Source organism: Tumebacillus flagellatus, from assembly GCF_000714935.1.
Classification (GTDB): Bacteria; Bacillota; Bacilli; order Tumebacillales; family Tumebacillaceae; genus Tumebacillus; species Tumebacillus flagellatus.
The window spans coordinates 38,473-51,249 of record NZ_JMIR01000034.1 but is presented as its reverse complement, the minus strand read 5'-3'; the positions used below and the strand labels follow the sequence as shown (position 1 = coordinate 51,249).

12 protein-coding genes are annotated in these 12,777 nt (G+C 57.6%); 2 read left to right on the top strand and 10 right to left on the bottom strand.

Annotation, left to right across the window (positions count from 1 at the left end; genetic code table 11):
• Positions 1–261: 261 nt before the first annotated feature.
• From EL26_RS18930 to EL26_RS18890, 9 genes are all read right to left on the bottom strand, one after another.
• Positions 262–825: an acyltransferase gene (locus EL26_RS18930; RefSeq protein WP_081857334.1), complete on the bottom strand. Its 564-nt coding sequence runs from the start codon at positions 823–825 to the stop codon at positions 262–264.
• A 43-nt stretch (positions 826–868) separates the two neighbouring features.
• A complete protein-coding gene (gene ppaX / locus EL26_RS18925; protein ID WP_038092676.1) occupies positions 869–1,510 on the bottom strand; it encodes a pyrophosphatase PpaX in 642 nt (213 codons plus the stop codon).
• Positions 1,507–2,454: a nucleoside recognition domain-containing protein gene (locus EL26_RS18920; protein ID WP_038092674.1), complete on the bottom strand. Its 948-nt coding sequence runs from the start codon at positions 2,452–2,454 to the stop codon at positions 1,507–1,509. Before EL26_RS18920 ends, ppaX begins: the two co-directional genes overlap by 4 nt.
• 99 nt (positions 2,455–2,553) lie before the next feature.
• Positions 2,554–4,020 carry a M23 family metallopeptidase gene (locus tag EL26_RS18915; RefSeq protein WP_038092671.1) on the bottom strand — a complete coding sequence of 489 codons (1,467 nt, stop codon included), beginning with the start codon at positions 4,018–4,020 and terminating at the stop codon, positions 2,554–2,556.
• 154 nt (positions 4,021–4,174) lie between these two features.
• Complete coding sequence (gene hprK / locus EL26_RS18910; protein ID WP_052036575.1) at positions 4,175–5,134, bottom strand: HPr(Ser) kinase/phosphatase; 960 nt, start codon at positions 5,132–5,134, stop codon at positions 4,175–4,177.
• Positions 5,115–6,050 carry an NAD-dependent epimerase/dehydratase family protein gene (locus EL26_RS18905; RefSeq protein WP_038092668.1) on the bottom strand — a complete coding sequence of 312 codons (936 nt, stop codon included), beginning with the start codon at positions 6,048–6,050 and terminating at the stop codon, positions 5,115–5,117. Before EL26_RS18905 ends, hprK begins: the two co-directional genes overlap by 20 nt.
• Positions 6,051–6,175: 125 nt before the next feature.
• Entirely contained in the window at positions 6,176–6,511 is a 336-nt protein-coding gene (locus tag EL26_RS18900; RefSeq protein ID WP_038092664.1) for a phage holin family protein, read from the bottom strand.
• A gap of 86 nt (positions 6,512–6,597) precedes the next feature.
• Positions 6,598–7,815: an NAD(P)/FAD-dependent oxidoreductase gene (locus tag EL26_RS18895; protein ID WP_038092661.1), complete on the bottom strand. Its 1,218-nt coding sequence runs from the start codon at positions 7,813–7,815 to the stop codon at positions 6,598–6,600.
• Positions 7,816–7,963: 148 nt separating this feature from the next.
• Positions 7,964–8,584: a hypothetical protein gene (locus EL26_RS18890; protein WP_038092658.1), complete on the bottom strand. Its 621-nt coding sequence runs from the start codon at positions 8,582–8,584 to the stop codon at positions 7,964–7,966.
• Positions 8,585–8,712: 128 nt separating this feature from the next.
• Between EL26_RS18890 and EL26_RS18885 the strand changes: the two genes are divergently transcribed.
• The gene (locus EL26_RS18885; protein ID WP_152559329.1) at positions 8,713–9,186 is read left to right on the top strand and encodes a hypothetical protein; all 474 of its coding nucleotides are present in this window, start codon (positions 8,713–8,715) and stop codon (positions 9,184–9,186) included.
• Positions 9,187–9,293: 107 nt separating this feature from the next.
• On the opposite strand, the gene uvrA is transcribed toward EL26_RS18885, so the two are convergent.
• Entirely contained in the window at positions 9,294–12,185 is a 2,892-nt protein-coding gene (gene uvrA / locus EL26_RS18880) for an excinuclease ABC subunit UvrA (RefSeq protein WP_038092652.1), read from the bottom strand.
• 257 nt (positions 12,186–12,442) lie between these two features.
• On the opposite strand from uvrA, the gene EL26_RS26765 reads away from it, so the two are divergent.
• Positions 12,443–12,604: a putative holin-like toxin gene (locus tag EL26_RS26765; RefSeq protein ID WP_420802073.1), complete on the top strand. Its 162-nt coding sequence runs from the start codon at positions 12,443–12,445 to the stop codon at positions 12,602–12,604.
• Positions 12,605–12,777 lie beyond the last annotated feature (173 nt).

The following is a 12,777-nucleotide window of genomic DNA, read 5'->3' as shown; positions in this document are numbered from 1 at the left end:
AAACTCACCTTCAACTCCTGCGCCGTCTCTGCGTGCGAGGCCGGAGCCGGGGTCAGGCCGAGCAGCAGCGCGGCGGTGGTCAGACCGGCGAGGGGAAACATCCACTTTTTCACTCTCTTCACCCCTTGGGTTTTGTTGTTCATACAGGCATTTATTAGTATATCGGAAAAATTTATGCAGTTCTATGAAACTGGTAAAGTAAATCCTCCATAAAAAAAGTTCCCGTCCGCATAGCGTCCGGGAACTCTCTTTTTCAACTGCTTAATGCAAAATTCCAGCTTCTTCATCATCCAGCACTTCCGCCAGCTCGCCCGACTCCGTGCGCACATCCGCCGAATCGACGATCGACTGGCGAATGATGCGAATCGGGTTGCCGCCGACGAACGCGCCCGCCGGGACATCTCGGTTGACGAGCGAACCTGCTGCGACCACGGCTCCGTCTCCGATGGTGATCCCCGGCAACAGCGTCGAATTCGCGCCGATCATCACTTCGTCGCCGATGATCACCCGGCCGAGGCGGTATTCGCGGATCAGGTACTCATGGGCGAGAATCGTCGTGTTGTACCCGATGATCGAGTTTCGCCCGATCGAAATCAATTCGGGGAACATGATGTCCATCATCACCATCAGCGCCACCGCCGTCTGCTCCCCGACCTTCATCCGCAGAAAGGTGCGGTACAGCCAGTTTTTCACTCCGACAAACGGCGTGTAACGCGCAATCTGGATCACGATGAAGTTTTTGACGACCTTCCAGAAGCTGACCGTCTTATACAGTTGCCACAGGGCGTTTGCACCCTCGACCGGGTAGCGGTCCGTGTTCCGCATGAAGTTCCCTCTTTTCTACAGGTGTCCCGAATCTCGTTCTCCGTCAGCTCCCGAGAATGATCTTGCGCAATTCGAGCATGTCGCCCACCAAGTAGGTCGGCTTGTGCACGCGCAATCCTTCCTCGCCGCGCAAACTCCACTTCACGCCCGCCGTCGCCACGCCGGCCGCGTGACCGGCGCCGATGTCGTACGGGCTGTCCCCGACCATCAGCGTACTGGCGGGATCTGCGCCGAGCAGCTCCATCGCTTTGTGCAACGCTTCCGGATGCGGCTTGTGATGCTCCACATCGTCCGACGTCACCACCGCGTCCAGATACTCCGTGAGACCGCACAGTTTCAGCCCCATCTCCGTGGTCAAGCGCATCTTGGACGTGACGATCGCTTGTTTGATCCCGCGCTCATGCAGTTCGCGAAGCACGTCTTGCACGTGCGGGAAGCCGACCACCAGCGCGTCGTGCTGGCCGATGTTGTAGCGGCGGTACGTCTTCACCAACTCCTCCGAGCGCCCCGGCGCAAACCGTTCCATCTGTTGAAAAAGCGGCTCGCCCATGTACGGGAGGATATCGGCACGGGTGTATTGCCCCGGCGTATGCGTTTCCAGCGTGTGTTCAAACGATCGGATGATCAGCTCGTTGGTGTCAAGCAAAGTTCCGTCTAGGTCGTAGAGTACGTAGGAATAGGTCATTTCGCGATCACCGCTTTCTGAGATTGGTTCACGTCCCGCCCCGCCCGCCAGATGCGGGCCAACACAGCGGTCAGCACCAGCGCCGCCAGCAAGCGGCTGCCGAGCAAGTACCAGCCGTTGACGTGAACAGGTACGAAAATCAACGTGTCTTCCACCACCGCGTGGCACAAGACCAAGAAAATCATCAAGAGATACAACTGCCGCTTCGGGAGCGGGTTCTCCCGCGCCGCTTCAATCATCACCCCGGAGCCGTACGCAAGACCGAAGAACAGACCTGCCAGCATCGGGATGGCTGCTTTTTTGTCCAAGCCGCAAAACGCGAGCAACGGGTTCATCAGCGTCGCAATCCGATCGAGGAAGCTGAATTCCTTCAGCACTTGGATGACCACCATCAGCGGGATGACGATCAAAGCCAGTTTGTACACACCGCCCCAGATCGTAAGGACCACTTCCTTCGCCGTCGTCCACAGCGACACGTCCCACAAGTACGCTTCATGCCCGTACGTCCCGGCGATGCTGCCCGGATGGTTGCCGTAACCCAGATGAACGAGCCAGCCGCCGATCAAACTGGTCACAACCCGAATCATCGCCAAGACCGGCCCGGAGAGCCCGATGCGCTTCGCCACTGCCGTTTCAATGAAGATGTTGTGGCAAAACGAGAGCATCACCGAGAGGATCATCACTTCCGGAGAGTTGAGTTGCAAGGAAAAAATCGCGCCAATCGCTGCGTACAGGTTCAAAAACCACCCCAAGGCGAGCACGATGGCGGCATCGCCCGGAAGTCCGAACGCGCCCATGATCGGCGTGAACAGCCACACGATCCACTCCAGCACCGGCGTGTGTTTGAGCAACGTGAGCACAAAGGTGATGGGAACGATGACCTTGCTCAATGTCCATGTCGTCCGCCAGCCGGCAACCCAACCCCGAATCAGGATGTCCTTCATCCTCTGCACACCTTCTTCCGAGTTCGAAAAACAATTTCGATTTCCATTATAACACAAAGAGGTCCGTGACTTCCGTCACGAACCTCCTTCCCTCCTGTCTTACATATAAGGAGTCGGGTTCACGTGCACGCCGTTGACGCGAACTTCGTAGTGCAAGTGCGCGCCCGTCGAATCGCCGGTCGAGCCGACGCCGCCGATGCGTTGGCCCTTCTGAACCGCTTGTCCGACGGAGACGTTCATTGAAGAAAGATGCCCGTAGATCGTCACGACACCGTTGCTGTGCGAGATGCGAATGCAGTTGCCGTAGCCGTCTCCCAAGTCGCCCGCTTGGATGACGGTGCCGTTGTTCGACGCGTACACCGGAGTGCCCATCGCCGCCGCGATGTCGATTGCAAGGTGCGGTTTACCGCCGCGGTTTTCGCCGTACTGCGACGAGATGTAGCCGCCGCCGATCGGATACGCCCACGAGCCGCTGACCGGTGCCGCGCTGCCGGAATACGACGAATAGGCTTGCTTGTGCGTGCCCTTGGAGATGATCTCCTTGACCGGTTCTGCCGTGACATGCTCGGACAGCACGTCCTCTTTGGTGACGGCGCCGTTGTGACGGGTGATGCGCACCGTTTGGGTTTTCTTGCCTTCCTTGCCGTCTTGGATGATCTTCTCCGTGCCGACGTCAAGCGAATCGTCGTCCCGATACTCGACTTCGTAGTTGGTGGTGAGTTCGCGGGTCTCTTCGGACACGGTGTCCACAGAGATCAGCGGTTCCACCGCGACGAGGTTGATCTGCTGGCCTTCCGCGAGCGCATCGACGTCTGCGATGTTCGGGTTGGCCTGCGCGAGTTGGTCGACGGTGATGTTGTTTTTCGATGCGATGTCCCACAGCGAGTCGCCGCGGGAAACCACGTAGGTTTTGCGTTCGTTCTTGCCTTGCTGGATCAAAGCGAGCGCCGCGTCGAAAGAAACCAACGTTTGTTTGTCTGCGTGCAGAGGCACAAAATCGACTTGCTCAGACAATTTGACGGTGGCATTGCTGTCCGGTTTGACGTACTGCGCTTCCAGGGTTTGAATCAGTTTCTCAGCGGTTTCCTTGTCTTTGACATGGACGATGTCTTGGCCGTTCACGCGCACGACCACCATGTCAACCATCGTCTTGGTTGATTCGGCGATCGCATTCGCCACGGTCCATTCGTTGGTGCCTTTCACCGCTTGGTGCACAGGTAAGAAAGCCACATGCGCTTTGAGCAGCGGCCCGTACTTCTCCATCTGTTCTTGAATCGAAGCTTGATCCCGGACGACGCCGGTGTATTCACCATCTATGTAGACTCGATAAACGGGTGTTGCCGTTTTGACTTTGTCGTGTGCTGTATATACGCCAACCGAAGTCAGCGCCAAAACTGCGAGGGCAGCGATTGAAGTGCGAACGTTGAAGGTTTTGCGAAACTCGGACTTGGCAGCGCGGATGAAGGCTGCGGTTTGTTCTTTCATCCATTCTTTCTTGCTTCTTGCTTGGCTGGCAGTTCCGATATGACGGCGACGGTCATACAGCATTTCTGTCAGCTTCCCCATGATACCCCTCCCCAAACTAAGCAACTCGATTGCTTGGCTGCTAAATCAGTATGTTTCTTGTTTTTTTGGTTCGACATGTACATTTCGACAGAATATGCCACGTTCCTTCCTCAGACACAAAATTGACGAAAAAAAATGAAAAAAAGCAGAGGCCCTAATACTTCGGGCCTCCGCTTTCTTGTTGCATCGTAAGTGTCATTTTTTCCGTGAGTTCTTTGGCTGCATTGTACCCCATCCGTTTCAAGCGGTAGTTCATCGCCGCCACTTCGAGGATGACCGCCAAGTTGCGGCCCGGCCGCACCGGCAAGTTCAAGAACGGCACTTCCACGTCGAGAATCTTGATCGTCTCTTCGTCCAGACCGAGGCGGTCGTACGCCGCTTTGTCATCCCACATCTGCAGTTGGATGACCATCTCGATGTCCTTGCGCATGCGAATCGCGCCCGCGCCGAACAGCGTCATGACGTTGAGCACGCCCAAGCCTCGAATTTCGATCAATTGGCGCAAGAGTTCAGGCGACGTGCCTTCCAGCACGTTCTCCGCCACGCGTCGAATCTCCACGGCGTCGTCGGCGACGAGGCGATGCCCGCGCTTGACCAGTTCGAGCGCCGTCTCCGATTTCCCGATGCCGCTCGACCCTTGGATGAGGATGCCGATGCCGTAGACGTCGACGAGCACGCCGTGCACCAGCGTCTCAAGCGCCAACTGGCGGTCAAAGTACGCTTGCAGACGACCGGTCAATTTGGTGGTGGAAAGCTGCGAGCGCAACACCGGCAACCGGTGCGCGATGGCGGCGTCGAGCAGCTCTTGCGGCACTTCGATGCCGCGCGCGACGATCAAGCACGGCGTCTGCACATACGCGCAAAGCTGCTTGGCGCGCTCCTTCTGCAACGCTTCCGGCAACGCTTCAAAAAACGTCGTCTCCGTGCGTCCCACCACCTGCACGCGCTCTTCCGGATGGTAGGTGAAGAATCCGGCCAAAGCCAGTCCCGGCCGGTTGATGTCGCTCACCGCGATGCGGCGCGCGATATCGGCCGACTTCGGGTTGACCAGTTCGAGGTCAAACTCCTCCATCAGCTCTTGCGTGGTAATCCACTTATGAACGATCTGCTCCATAGAAAGAACGCCCCCATGCGATGGTCGCTTGCAAACCTTCCGCGAGTGTCGTTTCCGGACGCCACGGCAGGCCGCTGGACAAAATCTTGCTATTGGAAAGCACACTTCTGTAGATATCTGCGACGCGAGCCGGACCGTGCACCGGTTGTTGGGTGTAGCCGATCATCTCGGAAAGCAGTTGGAATATCTCGTTGACCGAAACTTCGACTTCGGTGCTCAAGTTGTAGACGCCGTTGATGTCCGATTCCAGCGCCAACACGTTGGCACGCGCCACATCACCTACGTAGATGTAGTCGCGCGTTGCACCGCCGTCCCCTTCGATGGTGCAGGTTTTGCCTCGCAACATGCGCTCGGTGAAAATCGAGATCACGCTGCCTTCGCCCGATTGCCCCTGACGAGGACCGTAGATGTTGGCGTAACGGAACACCACATACGAAATACCAAACAGCTCGCGGTACATCTGGAAATACTCTTCGATCAATTTCTTGCTGAGGCCGTAAAACGACAACGGACGCTGCGGATGCTGCTCGTCCACCGGGACGTACTCCGGCATCCCGTACGAAGCGGCGGACCCTGCGAAGACAATTTTCTTCAGGCCCAATTCACGAACCGCTTGCAAGAGATTGATCGTGCCCAAGAGGTTGACTTCCGCATCGTACTTCGGGTCCTTGATCGACGGCGGTACGGTCGATTGAGCTGCTTGGTGAATGATGGCTTCGATGCCCTCTTCCCGGAGCGTCTCAATCAGACGCGTGTCTGTGATGTCCATGCTGAAGAATTTCGCCGCCGGGTTGAGGTTGTTCGCCGTGCCCGTCGCCAAGTTATCCATCACCACAACTTCATGCCCGCTCTTCAAGCATTCGTCGACAATGTGCGAGCCGACGAATCCGGCGCCGCCTGTTACAAGAACTTTCATTATGTAGGTACCCCCCAAGCCGTTTGAATCGCTTTAGCATCATCATACCGTGTTTTTTGTCGAAACACCACAAGGAAAACGAAAAGAGATGGGAGTTTATCCCACCTCTTAAACCGCCACATCCTTCAATCTTTCAAAACGCCCAAAATCGCCGACACCACCGACAGCACGATCGAGCCAAAAAACGCGCTGGCAAACGTCGCGACGTGGAACCCGGGCACGACGTGCGAGGTGAGCAACAGCATGGCGGCGTTGATCACCAGCGCGAAGATCCCAAACGTCAAGATTGTGACCGGAAGCGCCAGCACCTGCAAGATCGGGCGGATGATTGCATTGACCAACCCGAGCACCACCGCCGCCACAAACGCCGGAATGATGCCGTCCACCCAGATGTTCGGAAACAGCCACGCCACGATCAACAGCGCTGCCGCCGACAGAATCCAATTCCAGATCAGCTTCAAACCCCGTCCCCCTCTCCGTCTCTCAAGAGTCCCTTCCTTAAGATTATACGAGGGCTGTGCGTACAAGTTGCGGGTGTTGAAAAAAATTACTTCAGCCGCCCCAGCTTGAACAGCGGCGCATCGGGATTCGAACGCCCCAGAATCTCATCGCGCAGAATCTGTCCGGCGATCGTGCTGTACACCGTTCCGTTGCCGCCGTACCCGAGCGCGTAGTAGCAGTTCGGGTGCTGGTGATGCTCTCCGATAAACGGCATCCCGTCCTTGGTCCCGCCAAACGACGACGCCCACGAGTAGGCGATCTTGACACCCGTAAGCGCCGGAAACAGTTGGTACAGCGCGGCGAGCAGTTGCGCGGCTTTGTCTTCCAGCAAGTTGTCTCGCTTGGGTCCTTGCACCGCCGTTTCGTCGAGCCCGCCGACGAGCACGCGGTTGTCGGCGGTCGTGCGCATGTAGAGATACGGCCTTGCGGTCTCCCAGATCAAACAACGCTTGTGCCACGTCGAGAAGTCGGACACGGGTTCCGTGGCGATCGCATACGTCGAGGCGATCACCGCCCCCGGCGTGCTCTGCCGGTCCTGCGTTTCATAGCCGGTCGCAAACACCGCTTTGCGCGCGCGGATCAACGCGCCGGTGCTCGTGCGAAAGTGCAGCCGTCCGCTGTCGTTTTCGTGAAACGCCGTCGTGACCTCCGTCTGCTCGTACACGCGCATTCCGCGTTTGGCTCCGTCGTGCACCAGCGCGTGCGCGAGGCGAAACGGGTTGATCTGCGCGTCGGCGGTCGAGTAGAGACCGCCTTCTTTTTCAAAAGGGAACCGCTCCCGGATGTCTTGCCGAGAGAGGTATTCCACGGGGAAGTTGTGTTTTTTCTGAAGCTCGAATTCGGCTTGGATTTTCTTGACGTCTTGCGGCGATGACGCGTAGTAGAGGCTTTCGCGGCGCTCATAGTCGGTGGAGAGTTCGAGCGAACGGGTGATGTCCTCCAATTGTGAAATCGCGTCGAGGCACAGCGAGTAAAAACGCACGGCCGCCGCTTCGCCCTTGCTTTGCGCCAGTTGGTACATCGGCGTGTCGTTGGCATACTGCAACAACGCCGTGTTGCCGCTGGTGCTGCCGTGGCCGACCTTGCGCTTCTCGACCATCACGACATCCAAATTCTCTTGCAGCAAGGTATGAGACGTCAGCGCCCCCGCTTCGCCGCCGCCCACGATCAACACATCGCAGTCGATGTCCTCCGTGAGCGCCGGGTACGCGGGCGGGTCGGGGTCAAGCGCTTTCCAAAGCAGTTCTCCGGTGTTGAGGTCCATACATCCGCTCCCTTTCGCATCGCATTCTACGATGTAGTGTGGGAGAGGACTGGAAATTTTATGCTTACTCGGCCCCTGAATCTTGCAATTCGAGGAATGAAAAGACGGCGCTTCCTCATAGATTGAGAGAGGAAGCGCCGCCGGGTCATTAATGTTCCGTGCGATCGAGCGGGCCGTTGCATTGCGTGGCACGGTCGATCAGATGAGTGTAGCGCTCGGTGAGTTCCTGCACGGTGCCCGCGTCGAGGTTGGCGTAATCATCTGCCGACTCCAACGATTTCAGCATGAGGTTGACGAGGCGCAAAATTGAATCGGTGTCGTCTTCGAGCAACAGCACAGCGTCGTCATTGCGCATGATCTTGAGCTGCAACTGCGTCTGCCCGGTTTCGAGTTGTGTGACACTGTGCCCGAACTTGTGCCAGCCGTGGGGATGATGGATCCGGCGGCGGAAGGACTTGAGCACAGGGCCGTAGCGTGCGGTCAAGTAGCGGAGAAACCCGACGGTTTCCGGGCCAAGGTCTGCTTGGTTCCCGAGTTCTTCGAGGTCGTCATAGCTTTCCAAGCAACGAATGCAAGCGATCACGGCGCGTGCGATGTCGTCTCCTGCGAGGATGCTAACGCTCTGTTCGATCTCCAACGCTTCCATCGTCGTGCGGGTGAGCGATTCGCGGATCACTTCTTCAATCTGCTGTTTCAGTTCCGGTTGTTCGGACAAGCGTTGCTCCAATTCAGCCACGCCGTCCTGCACATAGCGCACAAAATGTTCCATCCCAAGACTCCTTACTTCATACTCCCTGTTCCACAGGAGACCTACCTGCATCCTACCAATGCCACCGGGGAAACGCAACCCTAATTTGGTCATAGGCATGTACTTTTCTTAAAAAAGAGGTGAACATCGTGATGGAAAAAGGCTGGTGGTTACTTCGTTTCTTGCTGTTCTCTTGCCTGCTGAGCGCCTTCTTGGTCTGGTTGGCGGCACGCGGGCGCAACTTGCGCAAATACGGAGGTCGCCAAAGGTTCTACCGCGACTTGTACCGCTTCACGGTGACGATTTGCACGGCGCTGGCGATCTACCTGATCGGCATCACGCCGGGCATTTGGCACACGCTGCAACTGCCGGAGAGCACGATGCTGTTCGCCGTGACGGCGTTGCCGACCTGGCTGCTCTCTGCCGTCAGCGGGCGCTGGTATCTGGGCTTGGGAGCGGCCGCGGTGTTGCAAGGATTCGTCGTGCAAGCGCTGATCGGAACCGGCGGCGTGCACGGAAGCAGCGTCACCCAACTTTGGTGGCCGCAAGTGTTCTGCGACCTCGGCGGCGTCGTGCTCTACGCTATGCAAACGGGAAAACGCAAAGTGCGGGTCAGAGGATAACTCTCCCCCTCCGGCGTTTTGAAAAAAGCGGGCTTGACCACTCGGTGCGTGGCAAGCCCGTTTTTACGTATGAGGTGTGGCTGTGCGGTTGGCACGTTTGAAAAAAATTACGCAATCGGAGCCGGCAGTTCGATGTCGCACTTCTCCGGCGCTTTGGCGGCGCGTTGCTTGTCGCGCTCCAGAATCGGGCCGAGGAAGCGGCCGGTCCAAGATCCTTCGAGTTTCGCGATGTCTTCCGGCGTTCCGGTGCCGACGATCGTGCCGCCCTTATCCCCGCCTTCGGGGCCGAGGTCGATCAAGTAGTCTGCCGTCTTGATCACGTCGAGGTTGTGCTCGATGACAACCACCGTCTCTCCCGAATCGACCAAGCGCTGCAACACGCACAGCAGACGGTCGATGTCGGCGGTGTGCAAGCCGGTCGTCGGCTCGTCCAGAATGTACACGGTGCGTCCGGTGCTGCGACGGTGCAGTTCCGACGCGAGCTTCACGCGTTGCGCTTCGCCGCCGGACAACGTGGTCGCCGGCTGGCCGAGGCGCACGTAGCCCAGACCGACGTCTTGAAGCGTCTGCATCTTGCGCGAGATGCGCGGGACGTTTTTGAAAAACTCCACCGCGTCCTCAACGGTCATGTTCAGCACGTCGGCGATGCTCTTGCCCTTGTACTTTACTTCCAGCGTTTCGCGGTTGTAGCGCTTGCCCTTGCAGACTTCGCAAGGCACGTACACGTCGGGCAGGAAGTGCATCTCGATCTTGATGATCCCGTCGCCCTTGCACGCTTCGCAGCGGCCGCCCTTGACGTTGAAGGAGAAGCGGCCCTTCTTATACCCGCGCATCTTGGCTTCGTTGGTGGTGGCGAACACGTCGCGGATGTCGTCAAACACCCCGGTGTACGTCGCCGGGTTCGAACGCGGCGTGCGCCCGATCGGCGACTGGTCGATGTCGATGATCTTGTCGACGTGCTCCAGCCCTTGGATTTCCTTATGCTGACCCGGTTTGGTCTTCGCCCCGTTCAAGTGCATGGCGAGCGACTTCTTGAGAATCTCGTTGACCAGCGTGGATTTGCCTGAACCGGAAACGCCGGTCACGCAGGTGAAGAGACCGATCGGGAACTTGGCGGAGATGTTTTTCAAGTTGTTCTCTTTGGCGCCGACGACTTTGATCCACTTGTCCTTCTCCGGTTTGCGGCGCTCCTTGGGCACGGCGATGAACTTGCGGCCGGAGAGGTACGACCCGGTCATCGAGTTCGGATCGTTCATGACTTCCTGCGGCGTGCCTTGCGACACGATCGTGCCGCCGTGCACGCCCGCGCCCGGCCCGATGTCGATGATGTAGTCGCACGCGAGCATCGTGTCTTCGTCATGCTCGACGACGATCAGCGTGTTGCCGAGGTTGCGCATGTGCAACAGCGTGTTGATCAGGCGTTCGTTGTCGCGCTGGTGCAAGCCGATCGAGGGCTCGTCGAGGATGTAGAGGACGCCCATCAGCGACGATCCGATCTGCGTGGCGAGGCGAATCCGCTGCGCTTCGCCGCCGGAGAGCGTTCCCGCCGAACGCGAGAGGTTCAAGTAATCGAGGCCGACGTCTGCCAAGAACCCGAGACGGGCTTCGATTTCCTTCAAGATCAACCGCGCAATCGTCAGTTCCTTCTCGTTGAGATTCAAACCTTTGAAATACTCCAGCGCGTCGTTGACGGACAGCCCCGTCACGTCGGCAATGTTGCGCTCGTTGACGGTGACGGCGAGAACTTCCGGTTTCAGGCGCTTGCCTTTGCAAGACGGGCAGGGCTTCGCGGACATGTACTCCTCGATAAACTCGCGGATGTAGTCCGACGCCGTCTCCCGATAGCGGCGTTCGAGGTTCGGGATGACGCCCTCGAATTCGGCTTCGGCGGTTTTCTTCTGCCCGAAGTCGTTCTCGAACGTGAAGCGGACTTTCTCGCCCTTGGAACCTTGGAGAATCAGCTTCATCTGGTCGGCGGGAATGTCGCGGACCGGGATGTCCGTCGGAATCTTGAAGTGCTTGGCGACCGCTTCGAGCATTTGCGGGTAGTAGTTGGACGCGCGGCCCTGCCACGGCTCAATCGCGTCTTCGGCAAGGGATTTGCTCCAGTCCGGAATGACCAAGTCTGGGTCGATCTCCATGTTGGTGCCAAGACCCGCGCACGTTTCGCACGCCCCGAACGGCGAGTTGAACGAGAACATGCGCGGCGCGAGTTCCTCGACGGAGAAGCCGCACTCCGGGCACGAGAGATTCGACGAGAACAGCATCTCTTCTCCGTCGACGATCCCGACGATGACGGTGCCTTCGCCGAGCTTCAGCGCCGTTTCCAGCGAGTCGGCGAGGCGGGTGGCGACGTCCGGCTTGACGACGATGCGGTCGACGATGACTTCGATGGTGTGTTTCTTGTTCTTCTCCAATTTGATCTCGTCGGTGACTTCCATCTGCACGCCGTCGACGCGCAGGCGGACGAAGCCCTGCTTGGAGACGTCCTCGATCACTTTGGTGTGCTCGCCCTTGCGTCCGCGAATGACCGGTGCGTAGATCTGCAAGCGGGTGCGCTCCGGCAGTTCGAGGATGCGGTCGACCATCTGCTCAACCGTTTGCGACGTGATCTCGATGTTCGGGTGGTTCGGGCAATGCGGACGCCCGATGCGGGCAAACAGCAAGCGGAGGTAGTCGTAAATCTCCGTGACCGTGCCGACCGTGGAGCGCGGATTGCGCGACGTGGTCTTCTGGTCGATGGAGATCGCCGGCGAGAGTCCGTCGATGGAATCGACGTCCGGCTTGTCCATCTGCCCGAGGAATTGGCGGGCGTACGCGGAGAGCGACTCCACATAGCGGCGTTGCCCCTCGGCGTAAATCGTATCGAAAGCGAGCGACGATTTCCCGGAACCGGACAGACCGGTCAACACGACAAATTTGTCGCGCGGAATTGTCACGTCGATGTTCTTCAAATTGTGGGCGCGAGCGCCCTTGACGACGATGTTTTCCTGTGCCATGGCTTGCTCCTTCTCGATCCAAATATACGAACAGGTATTCTCTTGGTTCTATTGTTACCTAGTTTTCACAAAAAAGCAACGTGCTAGACTCCATTAAATTGCAATGAAAAAAACGGCCGCGTGACAGGGCCGTTTTTTATAGAAGGCAACGCTGTGTATGAAACAAAAGCATCATTTGAAGAAAGAGAAATGTTATTTCATTTATCCAAAAGAGGATTCTAATTTCTTCATTTGTGATATACTCGAACCAGCGCAAAATGAATCGGCTCTCAAGGGCGGTCGCTCATCTCCGGAGGGAGGTGAGAGAGATGACGGTATACGAGTCTTTGTCCATCATGGTTAGCTTCGGGAACTTTCTGATTGCCTTCATGATGTGCATCCTCACCTGTTTTCTCGTCTTTCTAAACAGAAAGAAATAAGACCCCCTTGGGCAGCAACCGAGCTGGGGTCTTATCTCTTTACTCGAATGAGAGATGAGCCTAGCCCAAAGGGCTGACTGTTTTGTGCGGAACGACCGTGAGTGTTGGCGCACTCGCGGTCTTTTTATCGTTACCGTAAGTTTACCACATTACTCGGATGTTCCACAACCGAG